The sequence below is a fragment of the Streptomyces acidicola genome, assembly GCF_009377235.1.
Classification (GTDB): domain Bacteria; phylum Actinomycetota; class Actinomycetes; order Streptomycetales; family Streptomycetaceae; genus Streptomyces; species Streptomyces acidicola.
Map to the genome: position 1 here is coordinate 12,946 of NZ_VMNX01000107.1, position 16,390 is coordinate 29,335.

Annotated in this window: 12 protein-coding genes; 7 read left to right on the plus strand and 5 right to left on the minus strand. The window is 70.7% G+C overall.

All coding sequences use genetic code 11. The features are described from left to right. The first annotated feature begins 126 nt into the window (after positions 1 to 126). The 5 genes from FPZ41_RS25580 (at position 127) to FPZ41_RS25600 (ending at position 7,090) form a co-directional block, all read left to right on the plus strand. Positions 127 to 594 (plus strand): peroxiredoxin, encoded by a 468-nt coding sequence (locus tag FPZ41_RS25580; protein WP_152866042.1) that lies wholly within the window; start codon positions 127 to 129, stop codon positions 592 to 594. A gap of 84 nt (positions 595 to 678) precedes the next feature. Beyond that, positions 679 to 3,522 (plus strand): SpoIIE family protein phosphatase/ATP-binding protein, encoded by a 2,844-nt coding sequence (locus FPZ41_RS25585; RefSeq protein ID WP_194236214.1) that lies wholly within the window; start codon positions 679 to 681, stop codon positions 3,520 to 3,522. A 72-nt stretch (positions 3,523 to 3,594) separates the two neighbouring features. Continuing rightward, positions 3,595 to 4,815 (plus strand): hypothetical protein, encoded by a 1,221-nt coding sequence (locus FPZ41_RS25590; protein ID WP_194236215.1) that lies wholly within the window; start codon positions 3,595 to 3,597, stop codon positions 4,813 to 4,815. A 127-nt stretch (positions 4,816 to 4,942) separates the two neighbouring features. Beyond that, positions 4,943 to 6,307 carry an FAD-dependent oxidoreductase gene (locus FPZ41_RS25595; RefSeq protein ID WP_152866043.1) on the plus strand — a complete coding sequence of 455 codons (1,365 nt, stop codon included), beginning with the start codon at positions 4,943 to 4,945 and terminating at the stop codon, positions 6,305 to 6,307. A 162-nt stretch (positions 6,308 to 6,469) separates the two neighbouring features. Continuing rightward, positions 6,470 to 7,090 (plus strand): L-threonylcarbamoyladenylate synthase, encoded by a 621-nt coding sequence (locus FPZ41_RS25600; RefSeq protein ID WP_152866044.1) that lies wholly within the window; start codon positions 6,470 to 6,472, stop codon positions 7,088 to 7,090. Here FPZ41_RS25600 and grpE read toward each other — a convergent pair. The 3 genes from grpE to FPZ41_RS25615 all read right to left on the minus strand — a co-directional run bounded on the left by grpE (position 7,076) and on the right by FPZ41_RS25615 (position 10,574). Further along, positions 7,076 to 7,606 (minus strand): nucleotide exchange factor GrpE, encoded by a 531-nt coding sequence (gene grpE, locus FPZ41_RS25605; protein ID WP_152866045.1) that lies wholly within the window; start codon positions 7,604 to 7,606, stop codon positions 7,076 to 7,078. The two genes, FPZ41_RS25600 and grpE, sit on opposite strands and share 15 nt — an antisense overlap. 2 nt (positions 7,607 to 7,608) lie before the next feature. Continuing rightward, on the minus strand, positions 7,609 to 9,525 hold the full coding sequence (gene dnaK / locus FPZ41_RS25610; protein ID WP_152866046.1) for a molecular chaperone DnaK: 1,917 nt from the start codon (positions 9,523 to 9,525) through the stop codon (positions 7,609 to 7,611). A gap of 89 nt (positions 9,526 to 9,614) precedes the next feature. Next, entirely contained in the window at positions 9,615 to 10,574 is a 960-nt protein-coding gene (locus tag FPZ41_RS25615; protein WP_322620712.1) for a LysR family transcriptional regulator, read from the minus strand. A gap of 84 nt (positions 10,575 to 10,658) precedes the next feature. Here FPZ41_RS25615 and FPZ41_RS25620 point away from each other — a divergent pair, with 84 nt between their 5' ends. After that, on the plus strand, positions 10,659 to 11,423 hold the full coding sequence (locus FPZ41_RS25620) for a sulfite exporter TauE/SafE family protein (RefSeq protein WP_131569220.1): 765 nt from the start codon (positions 10,659 to 10,661) through the stop codon (positions 11,421 to 11,423). Between the two features lies 1 nt (position 11,424). Then, positions 11,425 to 11,955, plus strand: a complete 531-nt coding sequence (locus FPZ41_RS25625; protein ID WP_322620713.1) for a hypothetical protein — start codon at positions 11,425 to 11,427, stop codon at positions 11,953 to 11,955. Positions 11,956 to 11,978: 23 nt separating this feature from the next. Here the strand turns inward: FPZ41_RS25625 and FPZ41_RS25630 are convergent, their stop codons facing one another. Together FPZ41_RS25630 and FPZ41_RS25635 are read right to left on the minus strand one after the other, a co-directional pair. Then, positions 11,979 to 13,997, minus strand: a complete 2,019-nt coding sequence (locus tag FPZ41_RS25630; protein WP_152866048.1) for a GDSL-type esterase/lipase family protein — start codon at positions 13,995 to 13,997, stop codon at positions 11,979 to 11,981. Between the two features lie 160 nt (positions 13,998 to 14,157). After that, entirely contained in the window at positions 14,158 to 16,344 is a 2,187-nt protein-coding gene (locus FPZ41_RS25635; RefSeq protein WP_194236216.1) for a glycoside hydrolase family 127 protein, read from the minus strand. Positions 16,345 to 16,390: the final 46 nt, after the last annotated feature.

Sequence of the window (16,390 nt, forward strand, 5' to 3'; positions counted from 1 at the left end):
GGGCCCGACCGGATGAAGCGATCAACGGCCGTCTATTGTGGGGGTGTTGGGGCACTCCGGACCTGGCCGAGTGCATCCAGGATGCCGGGGTGCCGTGTGGCGGCTCAAGGGTCAGGAAGGCCGGTCATGACACGTGGTGTGGACGTCGGCGACAAGGTCGACGACTTCGAGCTGCCGGACGAGACCGGCGCCGGGCGCCGGCTGTCGGAGCTGCTCGACGAGGGGCCGGTGGTGCTGTTCTTCTACCCGGCCGCCCTCAGCCCGGGGTGCACCTCCGAGGCGTGCCACTTCCGTGACCTGGCCGCCGAGTTCGCCGCCGTCGGTGCGCGGCCGGTGGGGATCAGCGGAGACGCGGTCGACCGTCAGCAGGAGTTCGCCGGACGCCACACGCTCGGCTTCCCGCTGCTGTCCGACGTCGACGGGACGGTTCGTGAACGGTTCGGGGTCAAGCGCGGCTTCTCCCTCGCGCCGACCAAGCGGGTCACCTTCGTGATCGCGGAGGACCGGACGGTCCTGGAGGTGGTGCGCAGCGAACTGCGGATGAGCGCCCACGCCGACCGCGCCCTGGCCGCGCTCCGCGACCGCGAGAAGTGATGTCCGGACGCGTTCACGACCACTGACTGTCACCATGCGTTACGCCCCTCGCCTCCTGGCCCGGGGCAGTGTAGACATGGGCACATGATCCGACTTTGGGGTCGAGCGCGAGGTCAATCGGTCCGTCGGCCCGGCGGTCCGCATGGAGGGCGCCGGAGCGGGAGTGCCCGGCGGGTGCACCAGCAGCAGGGGACACAGGACGCGCCACGCGAACCGGTCGATCAGCGGCGGCAGAACGGCCGGCGCGGGTGGGGCCCGGTCGCGGGGCTGCGGTCGGCGCTGGGCGGGCGCAGTGTCGCCGGCCAGGTGTTCCTGCTCCAGGTCGTGATCGTGCTGCTGCTGATCGTGTCGGCCGTGGTGGCTCTGGTGCTGCAGGTGCGGCACGACGGCACCGAGGAGGCCCGCGACCGCTCGCTCGCCGTCGCGGAGACGTTCGCCAACGCTCCGGGCACCCGCGAGGCACTGACCGGCCCCGATCCCACCACCGTGCTCCAGCCACGGGCTGAGGCCGCCCGCGAGCGGTCGAAGGTGGACTTCATCGTGGTGATGAACACCGACGGGATCCGCTACACCCACCCCAGGCCGGACCGTATCGGCAAGAAGTTCGTCGGGAACATCGGACCCGCGCTGCGGGGTCGCGCCGTCACCGAGGAGATCCGGGGCACCATCGGGCAGCTGGTCCAGGCCGTAGTACCGGTCGAGGCACCCAACGGTTCGGTCGTGGGCCTCGTGTCGGCCGGCATCACGACCGAGAACGTGGGCGGTGCCGCGGAGCAGCAACTGCCGCTCCTGCTGGGTTCGGGGGCCGCGGCACTCCTCCTCGCCACTGCGGGCACCGCACTTGTCAGCGGGCGACTGCTGCGCCAGACCCATGGCCTGGGACCGTCCGAGATGACCCGGATGTACGAGCACCACGACGCGGTGCTGCACGCCGTCCGGGAGGGCGTGATCATCCTCGACGGCGGAGGGCGGCTGCTTCTCGCCAACGACGAGGCGCACCGCCTGCTCGATCTGCCCGCCGACGCCGAGGGACGGCACGTCCATGCCCTCGGCCTCGACGCGGACACCGCCGACCTGCTGGCCTCGGGGCGCGTCGCCACGGACGAGGTGCACCTGGTGGACGACCGGCTGCTGGCGATCAACCAGCGCCCCACGGACCTCCAGGGCGCCCCGTCGGGCAGCGTCGCCACACTCCGCGACTCGACCGAGCTGCGCGCACTGTCCGGCCGGGCCGAGGTGGCACGGGAGCGCCTCAAGCTGCTCTACGACGCCGGAGTGGGCCTCGGTACGACCCTGGACGTGACCCGTACCGCCGAGGAGCTGTCCGAGGTGGCCGTCCCCCGGTTCGCGGACTTCGTCACCGTGGACCTGTCCCAGGCCGTGCTGGCCGGCGAGGAGCCCGAGGCGGGCACCACGCTGCGTCGTACGGCGTCCGTCGGGATACGCAAGGACGCGCCCCTGTACCCGGTGGGCGAGGAGATCGTCTTCGTCCCCTCCTCCCCGCAGGCGCGCAGCCTCAGTACCGGTCAGGCCCACCTGGAGCCCGACCTCAGCCGGGCGCCGGGCTGGATGGAGCAGGACCTGGAGCGCTCCGCACAGGTCGTGGGCTACGGCATCCACTCGCTGATCACCGTCCCGCTGCGGGCGGGCGCCCTGGTGATGGGCGTGGTCAACTTCTGGCGCTCCGAGAAGCCCGAGCCCTTCGACCCCGAGGAGGTGGCACTCGCCGAGGAACTCGTCGCCCGGGCCGCGGTCTCGATCGACAACGCACGGCGCTACGCGCGCGAGCACGCCATGGCGGTGACCCTGCAGCGCAGCCTGCTCCCGCGCAGTCTGCCCGAGCAGAGCGCCCTCGACATCGCCTACCGGTACCTGCCCGCGCAGGCGGGAGTGGGCGGCGACTGGTTCGACGTGCTGCCGCTGTCCGGCACTCGGGTCGCGGTCGTCGTGGGTGACGTCGTCGGCCACGGGCTGCACGCGGCGGCCACGATGGGACGGCTGCGGACGGCGGTCCACAACTTCTCCGCGCTGGACCTGCCGCCCGACGAACTCCTGGGTCACCTCGACGAACTGGTGAGCCGCATCGACCAGGACGAGGCGGAGGAAGGCAGTGGTGCCGCGGTCACCGGCGCGACCTGCCTGTACGCGATCTACGACCCGGTCTCGCGGCACTGCACCCTGGCCCGGGCCGGCCATCCGCCGCCGGCGGTGGTCCGCCCCGACGGCAGCGTCGAGTTCCCCGAGGTACCGGCCGGTCCACCCCTCGGGGTGGGCGGCCTCCCGTTCGAGACAGCCGACCTGGAACTGCCGGAGGGCAGCCGCCTGGTGCTGTACACGGACGGACTCGTCGAGGACCGGGAACGGGACATCGGCTCCGGCCTCGACCTGCTGCGTACCGCGTTGGGCCAGGCAGACCCCACCGCCCCTCCGGACAGCACCTGTCAGGCGGTCCTGGACGCCCTGCCACCGGGCCGGGCGAGCGACGACATCGCCCTGATCGTCGCCCGCACCCAGGCCCTCGACCCCGGCCGCGTCGCCGGCTGGGAGGTGCCCTCCGAGGCGGCGGCCGTCGGCCAGGTGCGTGCCTCGGTGTCCCGGCAGCTGGCGGAATGGGGGCTGGAGGAGCTGGAGTTCACGACGGAGCTGATCCTCAGTGAGCTGGTCACCAACGCCATCCGCTACGGCAACGGTCCCATCCGGGTGCGCATGCTCTACGACCGCACCCTGATCTGTGAGGTCTCCGACACCAGCAGCACCTCACCCCACCTGCGCTACGCCGCCGCCACGGACGAGGGGGGCCGTGGCCTGTTCCTGATCGCCCAGCTCACCGAGCGCTGGGGCACCCGGTACACCGCCGAGGGCAAGGTCATCTGGGCCGAACAGTCCGTGAGGGGAGGGTTCCAGGGGGATCTCCTCTCCGGTGTGTGAATTTCCCGTGTCTGACGTGCGCGGACCATACTGGGTTGTGTCCGCCGACCCCGCACCTGCGCAGAGTGATCCATGGCCAAGCCCCGCACCGCCCCTGCCACGGCTCCCGACACCGTCTGGCTGTCCAGCGGACGCCACGTCGGCTCCGGCGCCGAGGAATCCGTCCGGCAACGGCTGACGGGACTCAAGGACGAGGGGGAGATCGACGACCGCCTGGAGTACGACGCCCGGCGCGACGACGTGGAACGGCGCGCCTTCGAGGCTCGTTGGCGGGTCGCCGGCGACGTCGTGGTGCGGGCGCGTCTGACCATCGGCCCGCCGAGCGGCATGGTCGACTCGCGGGAGTGGACGCTGGTCGCGGAGGCGGACCGGCCCTGGAATCTCGACTGGCCGTCGCCCACCACCATGTTCTGGCCCGAGGACGCCTCATGGGACCACGACATGGTTCCCGGGCTCCGCCTGCGTGAGTCCAATCCGCTGCCCGCGGAGGACAAGGAGCTCAAGCGCCTGCTCAAGGACTGCGGTCGCCACACCGAGAGCATCCACATCGTCGTCCACGAGGCCATGACACCCGATCAGCTCGGCCGGCGCCCCCTGGCGCCGCTGATGCCCGCCAGTCTGCGTCACCGCATCGTGGAGCACCGGGCCACTCCGGACCAGTACCGCATCGTCAACTGGGCGCTCTACGACCTGGGGGTGCGGGTGCCGCGCGGCGGCGCCGTCGTGCTGCCCGGGACACCCGCCCGGCCCGGCTACGAGGACCACGACTTCACCGTACGCAGTGTCTTCCTGGACGGTTCGCAGCCCAAGGACCTCATCGAGACCGTGGTGCGTTACGCCTCCCTGCCCAGGCCGCTGGCCCCCTGGGCCGAGCAGGCCGTGGCCGAACTGCGGGACGAATGGCACCTGTACACCGTCGACGAGGCACGGGCCCTGGTGGCCCAGTACTCCGAGGCCCTGCAGGCCATGACCAAGTCGCGCGATCTGTACCGCGAGGCCGCCGAACGCGCCCATGAGGCGCTGGCCGCCTTCCGGGAGGGTTCCGCCGCGCCGGCGGTCCCGTCGGCGCGGGGGGAGGAGCCCCGCAAGCCCGCGCGCTTCTCCCTGCGCGCGCTGACGAAACCGCTGGAGCGTGTGGGAGGCGGGGCGAAGCTGCAGCGCCCGGCGAACACCGACGCCGCCGCTCAGGACACGGCTGCTCACGACACGGCCGCCTCGGGTACCGAGGACGAGGCGCCGTCCGGCTCCGGCCGCGAGTCCGGGTCCGGGTCCCCGGAGCGCGACTCGACGTGACCGGGGCCCACCTCACGTCATAAGATCGCTTTATGGGGCCATCAACCGGACCCGCGTACCAAGTAAGGCTTGCCTTAGTTTAAGGTTTCCGTCGAGTCGCCTGTCATCGCTCGAAGGGAACCTGATCATGCCCCGCCCCCTGCGGGTAGCCATTGTCGGAGCCGGACCTGCCGGGATCTACGCCGCCGACGCGCTGCTGAAGTCCGACGTGGCCGCCGACCCCGGTGTGTCCATCGACCTCTTCGAGCGGATGCCCGCGCCGTTCGGCCTGATCCGCTACGGCGTCGCCCCCGACCACCCCCGCATCAAGGGCATCATCACGGCCCTGCACCAGGTGCTCGACAAGCCACAGACCCGTCTCTTCGGCAACGTCGACTACCCGCGCGACATCAACCTGGACGACCTGCGTGCCTTCTACGACGCGGTGATCTTCTCCACCGGCGCGATGGCCGACCGGACGCTCGACATACCCGGCATCCAGCTCGACGGCTCCTACGGCGCGGCGGACTTCGTGTCCTGGTACGACGGCCACCCGGACGTGCCGCGGACCTGGCCGCTCCAGGCGGAGAAGGTCGCCGTCCTCGGCGTGGGCAACGTCGCGCTCGACGTGGCGCGCATCCTGGCCAAGACGGCCGACGAACTGCTGCCGACCGAGATCCCGCCGAACGTGTACGACGGTCTGAAGGCCAACAAGGCCCTGGAGATCCACGTGTTCGGCCGACGCGGCCCGGCGCAGGCGAAGTTCAGCCCGATGGAGCTGCGCGAGCTGGACCACTCCCCCAACATCGAGGTCATCGTCGACCCCGAGGACATCGACTACGATGACGGCTCCATCGCCACCCGACGCGGCAACAAGCAGGCCGACATGGTCGCCAAGACCCTGGAGAACTGGGCCATCCGCGACGTCGGCGACCGGCCGCACAAGCTGTTCCTGCACTTCTTCGAGTCGCCGACCGAGATCCTCGGCGAGGACGGCAGGGTCGTCGGGCTGCGCACCGAGCGCACCGAACTCGACGGCACCGGCAACGTCAAGGGCACCGGCACGTTCAAGGACTGGGACGTCACCGCCGTCTACCGCGCCGTGGGCTACCTGTCCGACAAGCTCCCCAAGCTGCCCTGGGACGTCGACTCGGGCACCGTCCCGGACGAGGGTGGCCGGGTGATCGAGGAGACCGGTGCGCATCTGCAGTCGACGTACGTCACCGGCTGGGTCCGGCGCGGTCCCGTGGGCCTCATCGGCCACACCAAGGGCGATGCCAATGAGACGGTCGCGAATCTGCTCGACGACTTCGCCGGCGGCCGCCTGCACGAGCCCACGTCGCCCGCCCCGGAGTCCGTGGACGCGTTCCTCGCCGAGCGGAACGTCCGCTTCACGACCTGGGAGGGCTGGCACCGCCTCGACGCCGCCGAGAAGGCGCTGGGCGAGCCCCAGGGCCGTGAGCGCGTGAAGATCGTGGAGCGCGAGGACATGCTCCGGGAGAGCGGCGCGTAGGGCTCCGCGTAGGGCTCTGCCAGGAGTCCGGTGGGGGGCTGCGGGCCGTCTTGAAGTCGCGGGTCGTGTGTGGCTGGTCGCGCCCACGCGGCGGAGCCGCAGATTGTCACAGCCCCGCGCCCCTTTTCGGGGCGCGCCTCCTGCGCGGCATAGGCTCTGCAGATGGCCAAGTACTTCGACGTGCACCCCGACAACCCGCAGCCCCGCGCCATCAGTCAGGTGGCCGACAGCATCCGCCAGGGTGCTCTCATCGCGTATCCGACGGACTCCTGTTACGCCCTGGGGTGCCAGCTGGGCAGTCGTGACGGCATCGAGCGGATCCGCTCGATCCGGAATCTCGACGACCGCCACCACTTCACCCTCGTCTGCGAGAACTTCGCGCAGCTGGGCCAGTTCGTGCACGTCGACAACGACGTGTTCCGCGCCGTCAAGGCGTCCACGCCCGGGAGTTACACCTTCATCCTCCCCGCCACGAGGGAGGTCCCGCGCAAGCTGATGCACCCGAAGAAACGGACCGTCGGCGTGCGTATCCCGGACCATGCCGTGGTCCGGGCGCTGCTCGCGGAACTCGGCGAACCGCTCGTCTCCAGCACGCTGCTCCTGCCCGACGAGGAGGAGCCGCTGACCCAGGGCTGGGAGATCAAGGACCGCCTCGACCACGTGGTCGACGCGGTGGTCGATTCCGGCGACTGCGGCACGGAACCGACGACGGTGATCGACTTCTCCAGCGGAGAGGCCGAGATCGTTCGCCGGGGTGCGGGGGACGTGTCACGGTTCGAGTGACAGCGTGTCGTCGCAGCTGATCTCGGTCAGGCGGCACCCGGCCTCCCGGCCCGCGCCTGGCAGGGGTGGCCCGGTGACCTCCACATGGGCCGGGCGGAGGAGCCGGGCGCCGAGCCGGTAGCCGGGGCGGTGGATCGTCGTGCAGGTCAGGCGGTCCGTGTGTGGGGAGACGTGATGGGCCAGGGCGTCGTGGCACGTCGGATCGAAGGGATCGCCCTCCTGCCCGAACGCGCGCAGCCCCAGCGAGCCTGCCTGGCTCTCCAGCGTCGCGGCGATCTCCTTGAGCCCCGGCGTCATCGGCTCGTGCTCACACGCGCGGTGTACGGCGTCCAGCACGGGCAGGAAGGCGCCCAGGACGTTGACCACCGCGATCTCACGCACGGCCATTCGGTCGCGCCTGACCCGCTTGCGGTAGTTGTCGTAGTCGGCCTTCACCCGCTGCAGGTCCGCGGTCCGCTCCCGAAGCTCCTGCGACAGGCGCTGCGCCTCCGTGCTCGGCGGCCGGACGGAATCCATCGTCAGCCCGCCTCCGGCTTGTGACCCTTGTCGCTGTTGTCGTCGTCGACGATCTCGGCGTCCACCACCTCGTCCTCCGGACCGGAGGTACCCCCGCCCGAAGGGCCGGCGGCGCCGGAAGCGCCGGCGCTCGTCGTGCCCTCGGCCCGCGACTGCTCGTACAGCGCGGTGCCGATCTTCTGCGCGGCGGCGGCCGCCCTGTCCATGGCCTGCTGGATGCCGGCGGTGTCCTCGGCTCCTTCCTTGCTGCTCCTGAGCTTGTCCTTCAGCTCGGCGAGCGCGGCCTCGGTCTCGTTCCTGGCGTCGGCGGGGATCTTCGCTGTGCTGTCTGCGTTGTCCTTGATGAGCTTCTCGGTCTGGTAGACGAGCTGTTCGGCCCGGTTGCGGGTCTCGGCAGCCTCACGCCGACGGCGGTCCTCCTCGGCGTGCTGCTCGGCCTCGTGGACCATGCGGTCGATGTCGTTCTTCGGGAGGGCCGAGCCGCCGGTGACGGTCATCCTCTGTTCCCTGCCGGTGCCCAGGTCCCGGGCGGTGACGTGCATGATGCCGTTGGCGTCGATGTCGAAGGCGACCTCGATCTGCGGCACGCCACGCGGCGCCGGCGGCAGACCCGTCAGCTCGAACATCCCGAGCCTCTTGTTGTATGCCGCGATCTCGCGCTCGCCCTGGTAGACCTGGATCTGCACGGAGGGCTGGTTGTCCTCGGCGGTGGTGAAGATCTCCGAGCGCTTCGTCGGGATCGTCGTGTTCCGCTCGATGAGTTTGGTCATGATGCCGCCCTTGGTCTCGATACCGAGGGACAGCGGCGTCACGTCGAGGAGCAGGACGTCCTTGACCTCACCCTTGAGCACACCGGCCTGGAGCGAGGCGCCCACGGCCACGACCTCGTCCGGGTTGACGCCCTTGTGCGGCTCCTTGCCCGTCAGCTCCTTCACCAGGTCCGTGACGGCGGGCATACGGGTCGAACCGCCCACCAGGATCACGTGGTTGACGTCGGACAGCTTGATCCCGGCGTCCTTGACGGCTCGGTGGAAGGGACCCGTGCAGCGCTCCAGCAGATCGGCGGTCAGCTGCTGGAACTGGGCGCGGGTCAGCTTCTCGTCCAGGTGCAGCGGGCCCTCCGCCGAGGCCGTGACGTAGGGCAGGTTGATGTTCGTCTCCGACGAGCTGGACAGCTCGATCTTGGCCCTTTCGGCGGCCTCGCGCAGCCGCTGCACGGCCATCTTGTCCTTGGACAGGTCGACGCCGTACGCGTTCTTGAACTGCTTGACCAGGTGGTCGACGATCCGCTGGTCCCAGTCGTCGCCGCCGAGGCGGGTGTCGCCGTTGGTGGCCTTCACCTCGATGACGCCCTCACCCATCTCCAGCAGCGACACGTCGAAGGTGCCGCCGCCGAGGTCGAAGACCAGGACCGTCTGGTCGTTCTCCTTGTCCAGGCCGTAGGCGAGGGCGGCGGCCGTCGGCTCGTTGATGATCCGCAGGACGTTCAGGCCCGCGATCTCACCGGCCTCCTTGGTCGCCTGCCGCTGGGTGTCGTCGAAGTACGCCGGTACGGTGATCACGGCGTCCGTGACGTCCTCTCCGAGGTAGGCCTCCGCGTCCCGCTTCAGCTTCTGCAGCACTCGGGCGGAGATCTCCTGCGCGGTGTACTGCCTGCCGTCGATGCTCCCGCTGTCCGGGAACCGCCAGGACTTGTCCCCCATGTGCCGTTTGACGGAGCGCGCGGTGCGCTCCACGTTCGTCACGGCCTGCCGTTTGGCGACCTCCCCGACGAGCACCTCACCGTTCTTGGCGAAGGCCACGACGGACGGTGTGGTCCTCGCCCCCTCCGTGTTGGTGACGACGGTGGGTTCGCCGCCTTCGAGGACCGAGACCACCGAGTTCGTGGTGCCGAGGTCGATACCGACCGAACGCGTCATCAGGGCTCTCCCTCCTCGTAGTCCTTTTTTCTGGAGGCCCTGGTGGTTCATGACCCCCGAAAGATTCCCGTGGGCCCATACAACCTGGTTTACTCCCATTTTTCCTGGTGTGCCGGATCGGTCTTTCCGGAGTCCCCGTGTCCGCCGGGGCCGGCCGGCTCCGACAGCGCCGCCCTCCGCAGGTGTTCGGCGAGCGCCGCGGTGGCCGTCGACGAGGTCCGGTCCTTGACGCCCCAGGCGAGCAGATGGTGGCGGCGCGCCCAGGGGTCGACCAGTTCGCACACGTCGAGCAGCCAGCGGGGGTCGACGGCGCGGCGCGGTACGAGGGCGAGCCCGACGCCGGCGGCCGCGAGAGCGACGAGGACTCCGAGGTCGGCGACCGTGGTGCGGTACCGCACGGCCGGGGCGTGCGGGCCGACGTGCTTCTCGATCCAGCGTCGCAACGAGGAACCTGGGTCGAGCCCGATGAGAGGGTGTTCGGCCACCTCGCTGTAGGTCAGGGCGGTCCGGCCGGCGAGGATCCCCTCGGCCTGGCCGATCACCACGAGGGAGTCGTCGCCGAGGGGTTCCATGCGCAGGCCGCAGTCGCGGGCCTCGTCGTCGAGGACGACCCCCAGGTCCGCCTCGCCGTCGGTGAGCATCCGCACGGTCTCGGGGGTACGGCTCTCGGACACCGTGACGTCGATGTCCGGGTGCGCCCGCAGGAACGACACCAGGGCCCGCGGGACGAGTCGGTGCATCGCGGAGCCGCCGCTCAACAGGGCCAGCGGAGCGGTCGGTGACCGGGTGTAGCTCGCGACGGCGCTCTCCAGCCGTGCCGTCCGGTCGAGGACTTCGCGGGCGTGCCGCGCCAGAGTCGTCCCCGCCGGGGTGGGCCGCACACCTCGCCGGCCGCGGATCAGGAGAGCCACGCCGGCCTGGTGCTCCAGCGCACGCACCCTGGCACTGGCCGAGGGCAGGCTGAGGTGCATCCGGCGGGCGCCGGCCGTGATCGACCCCTCCGCGACGATGTCGAGGAAGAGCCGGAGATCGTCCAGGTCATAGCGCACACCGCTCAGCCTATGGTGCAGCCTTAGGCTGGGTATGCCGATTACGCATTGTGGGACACGCGCTCACTGAGTGATGCTCGTCGAGTGTCCGAGACCTTGCTCGTCCTGTTGGCCGGTACCGCCGCCGGAGCGCTGAACGCCGTCGGTGGTGGCGGTACGTTCGTCGCGCTGCCCGCTCTCGTCGCGGTCGGCCTGCCCCCGGTGACAGCGAACGCGGCATCGAGTATCGCCCTCGTCCCCGGGTCGGTGGCCAGTGCCTGGGTCTACCGGCGTGAGCTCGCCCCGGTCGGGTCGACGTCCACGACGGCTCTGACCACGGTCAGCCTCATAGGGGGCGGACTCGGCGCCGGCCTGCTGCTGGCGCTGCCGGCGGCGGCGTTCGATGCCGCGGTGCCATGGCTCCTCGCGTTCGCCACGGTGGTCCTCGCCTTCGGGCGGTACCTCTCCCGTGCGGTGAGCACCGCGATGGGCCGCCCGGTCGGCATGAGTTCGCGGGCCGTCCTGATCGGCCAGTTCTTTCTCGCCCTGTACGGCGGATACTTCGGCGGCGCCGTAGGCATCCTGATGCTGGCGCTGTGGAGCGTCGGCCTCGGTCTCGACGCCGCGGCCGGCAATCCGATGCGGGTCACCCAGGTCGCGGCCGTCTATCTCAGCGCGACCGCACTGTTCCTCGTCGCTTCGGAGGCGCTGAGCGCTCCGGTTCTCCTCGTCGGCATGCTGGCCGGTGCGGTGGTCGGCGGATTCGCCGGGGCCCATCTCGCACGCCGCCTTCCCGCACGGCTGCTGCGGGGCGTCATCCTGACCACCGCCGTGACCATGACCGTCCTCTATTTCCTGCGCGCCGGCTGACGTGACCGAAGGTGACACGGGAACAGCCGCCGCACCGTACACGGACGCGGCGCGAGCTCGGCTGGTGGCGGCCTACGAGGCCTGCGAACTGGCCGAACTCGCCCGCGCCGCCGTGCCGATCGGTGAGCACGAGCTGCATCCCGACGGCACCGTGCGGTCCCCGGGCTCGGTACTGGCCGATGCCGCGCGAGTACTCGGGGCCGCCCAGCGGTTCTTCGAGGCCGCCGCCGTGTTCGAGCGGCTGGGTGGTGCGAACTGGGAACTCATCGGCGATGTCCTGGGCGTGTCCGCACACACCGCGCGGGCACGCTTCACGACGGCCGAGGACCGCTTCCGGAGGGGACTGCTCTCCCCCGCCGAGGCCACCGGGCCGCCCGGCTCCCCCGGCGAGGTGAGCTGGTGGCGGGCCTACATGGCCCGGGAGCCCCAGGAAGCGGCACTCGACCTCGACGAGTGGGTCCTGCGCCACCAGGACGGCGACAGCGGCCTCGGCAGCGCGCCGGTGTCCGGGGGCCTGGCCCGACGGCGCTGACCGCGGCCACGCCCCCGACCACGTCAGGCGCCGATCCTGGCCGCGATGATCGGCGCGAGGCGGTCCGCGATGACGCGGTGCCCCTGGTCGTTGGGGTGGACCGAGTCCGTGAGGTCGCCCGAGCCGAGCCAGCCCGTCGTGTCGACGAAGGAGACCCGGGAGTCGCCGCCGTCGACGGCCGCCCTGACGGCTGCTTCGGTCCCCGGAACGAACCGCCCGCGGAAGGTCTCCAACGCGAAGATCCAGGCCTGCGGATGGGCCGCGCGGACCTTGCGAAGCAGACTGCTGTACGCCTCCTGGAACTGCGCCGAACTCACCCCGTGGCCGACATCGTTGGTGCCGAGGTTGATGACGACCGCGTTCGCCCGGTAGCGGGCGAAGTCCCAGTCCGGTGTCGGGGCGTTCGGGTTGAGTTTGGTGAACTGCCGCTCCAGGCCCACGCATCCGTCCTCCGTGGCGACGAGGCAGGCGCCGCCCTGGGCGATCTGTGTGTGCTCGGCACCGAGGCGTTCCCCGATCAGCCAGCCGTAGGCGGTACGGGCGTTCTGCGAGGTCGTCGTGCCCACGGTGATCGAGTCGCCGACGAACTCGATCAGCTTCTCGGGAGCGGGCGGCGGATAGGTCGTGGCGCCGCTGTCGAGGACGAGTCCCTGGAAGACGGCGTCACCACGGTAGGAGCCCGCGACCACCTGATAGTTGACCTGGAGGGTGTGGCGGCCGGCCGGCAGCGCGGCCGGAGTCAGGTTCACGGTGCCCTTGACGTCGTCGTAGAACGTCACGGGCCCGTCGTCGATCCGCGCCCAGAAGTCGATCGTGCCCCGCTGCTTCAGCTGGACGGTCCTGCCGGTGAAGCCGACGCGGTAGTACGCGCCCGCCCAGTAGGGGGTGTAGGCGGTGGTGGAGCCGGCAGTGTCCCAGCGTCCGACGAACTTGACGTTCGGATCACCGGGCCGGCCGGGCGACGCCGCCTTCACGGAACGGGTCGTGCTGCTGCCCAACGCGGCGCCGACGACGGGGGCAAGGCGGTCCGCGAACTTGGTGTGGCCCGCCTCGTTGGGGTGTCCGTCGCCGTCCTCGTAGTCGGTGCCGTCGGTGAGCCAGCCCGTCGTGTCGACGTAGCGCACCTTGCTGTCTCCGGCGGCGTTGCGGGCGTTGACGGCGGCCCTGGTCTCGGTGACGTACCGCTTCTTGAGGGTCTGCACGGCGAAGAGGACCGCATCCGGGTACCTGGCGCGGATGTCGCGCAGGAACGTGGTGTACGCCGACTGGAACGCCGCCCCGGACACCCCGTGCCCGATGTCGTTGGTGCCGAGGTTGATGACGACCGCGTTCGCCCGGTAGCGGGAGAAGTCCCAGTCCGTGCCACCCGTGCTGGCCGTCTTGAAGAACTGGCTGCTCAGACCGGTACATCCGGACTGGCCGACGAGGCAGTAGCCGGCGCGGGCGATCTGCGTGTGCCGCATCCCCAGCCGCTCGCCGGTCTTCCAGGCGTACGAGTCGAGCGCCAGCCGGTCGGTGAGGGCGCCGGCGGTGATGGAGTCGCCGACGAACTCGATCAGGCCGGGCCGGTTGTTCGGAGCGACCGTGCGGGCCCCGGAGTCCAGCACCAGCCCCTGGAAGACGGTGTCGCCGGAGCGGTAGGTGATCCGCAGGGTATGGGTGCCCGTCGGTAACGGCTGTGGGGTGAGGTTCACCGTGCCGCGCACACCCGCGTGGAAGACGTCGGGCCCGCCGTCGATGCTGACGTAGAGGTTGACCGCGTCTCTGGTCCGCACCTTGACCGTGGTGCCGGTGAACGACGTCTGCACGTACGCGCCGGTCCAGTTGGCCACGGCCATGGTGCCCGAACGGGCGTCCCAGCGCCCGACGTAGCCGATGTTGGGATCGGAGACCGAGCCGTCTCCCGGAGCGGCGTGGGCCCGGGTCATTCCGGCCAGGGACAGGACGCCGGCGATGAGAACGGTCGTCAGGACGGCGGTGAGGACGGCCAGTGGTCCGCGTCCGGGTGTGCGAGGTCCGGCCTGGTGGGGGGAGGTCTGCATGGGGATCCTTTCTCACCGGATGTGGGAGCGCTCCCATGAACAGCCTCTCCAAGGAAGCAGTGAAACGATTCACCGTCAAGGCGTCCATCACGGTTTTCTGGGAGCCCCGGTGCGCCCGGCAGCCCACCGACTCCGGCGGGGGCTGCCGGGCTCCCCTGTCTCAGCGCCTCAGGTCCGCCTCCAGCGCGGCCGCGACGACACGGTCCCGCTCGGCGCGTGTGAAGAGCGCCTCGGACAGCCACTGGTCCGCGAGGGTACGTACGGCCTGCACGAAGTTGCCGGAGTTCGCGAAGGGCGCCTGCTGCCAGAGCACGTCGAGGAAGGTCAGGCCGTCACCGCGGGCCCGGTTGGGGACGCCCGACTCGGCCGTGCCGAACACGACGACGGGTTCGGAGCGCCGGAAGTAGGCGTGGTAGCGGGTGTCGTCCGCGACGAAGAACGGCGCGAGAGTCAGGCCGTGCGTGGTGAAGTGCATCGGCCGGCCCTCGGGCCGGATCGCGGCGGCGAGGTCACCCCGGAGCGTGAAGTCCTTGTAGAAGGAGAACGTGCGGAAATCCCTTTGCGGGCTCTGGGCGACCAGCAGTACCGGACCGTGGAACACCGACTGGACGGTGGGGTCGTCCAACGCCCTTTCGATGCGCAGGCGGTACGGGGCGGAGACACGTACCTGGTCGCCGCGCCGCCAGGCTCTGCTCAGGGTGAGGTAGCTGCCGGGCTCGGCGGCGGCCCGTTGCCGGACTCCGTTGACCGTGACGGTGAAGCCCCCCGTGGCCCAGGACGGAACCCGGAGCTTCAGATCCAGCCTGCCGCCGCCCTCACGGAACGTCAGGGTGCGCACGCCCTCGGCCGGATAGTCGCTGGTCTGCTCGACGACGAAGCCCCGTTCCGGCCAGCGCAGCGTCGAGGCGAGGTAGAGGTTGACGTACAGTGCGCTGCCGTCGGCCGAGCGGAAGTACACCGAGTCCTGGTACTTGGTGTGGTTCTCCATGCCGGTGCCGCCGCAGCAGGTGCCCGTGTTGTCGTACTCGCGCACGACTCCGGGGCCCATGCCGACGAAGTAGGTGACCTCGGGGCTGGTGGTGCTGGGGGCGTCCCGGCGGGAGGCGAGGATGTGGTTGGTCAGGCCCCGCTCGTAGTAGTCCATGTAGGCGGGGTCCGGCTCGTGGAAGAACAGCTGCCGGGTGAGCTTGAGCATGTTGTACGTCGCGCAGGTCTCGGCGTTCTTGTCGTCCAGGGTCGCCGCTATGGCGCCCCGGGCGCGGAACATCTCGCCCTGGCCCGTACCGCCCAGGCTGTACATGCGGGGGCCCGCGACCATGCCCCAGAAGTTGCGGGCCGCGGCGGCGTACTCGTCCTCCCCGGTGTGGTCGAACAGCCGCAGATAGCCCGTGAACTGCGGGATGTGCTGGTTGGCGTGCCGGCCGTCGAGGATGTCCCGGTCCTCGGCGCAGGCGTCCAGCAGCGCCGTGTTGTCGAAGCAGCGGGCGGCCGCCAGGTGCTCCTCGCGGCCGGTGAGGGCGTACAGGTCCGTCATCACCTCGTTCATGCCGCCGTACTCACCGGCGATGTAGATCGACCACATCCGGTCCAGCTGGGCCTTCGGCAGCCGGCCGAGTCGGCTGTGCACCCAGTCGCCCATCGCCGAGGCGATGGTCAGCGCCTGCTCGTTCCCGGCCAGGGTGTGCGCGTCGAGGAGTCCGCGCATGATCTTGTGGCAGGTGTAGTAGGGCGCCCAGATCGTCGGATAGGTCGTGTAGCTCTCCAGCAGGATGAACTGTGTCTCCGGGTACGCCGCCAGGTAGCCGGGGTGGCTGGGCTTCGGCGAGCCGTTCTCGGCATGGGCCTTCTGGCACTCGCCGAGCGCGCCGACCAGGTAGTCCAGCTTGGACTTGAGGGCGGTCTCACGGGTGTCGGCGTACGCCTGGGCGACGAGGGTGAGGAAGTGGCCGCCGAAGTGGCCGCGCAGGTTGCCGTCCGCGGTCTCCCAGCCGCCGGGCGGCCGGGCGCCCCGGGTGTCGAGTCCGGCGTTGGCGCGGAAGACGGCCAGGATGCGGTCGGCCGGGTAGGACCTGGCGTAGTCGAGCATCAGGTCGCGCTTGGTCCGGAAGACGCCGTTCCCGAGGGTGACCTGGTCCAGCGGGAAGGGGCGCACCGACCAGGCGGACGGGACGGGCAGCGGGGCCGCGGTGGGCCGGGCGAGCGCGCCGGTCCGGGCCGGGCCGGGCGTTCCGGACAAGGTCTGGCCGGCTGCCGCGTGCGCGGCCGGTGTGGCCTGTACGAGCGGGGCGGCGGCCGCGGCCCCGGCGGCGAGACTCAGCAGACGGCGCCGGGTTGGGGGCTGGGACATGCTCTCGGACTCCGATCGTCGGTCCTCGGTGGGCAGGGGCGCGGTG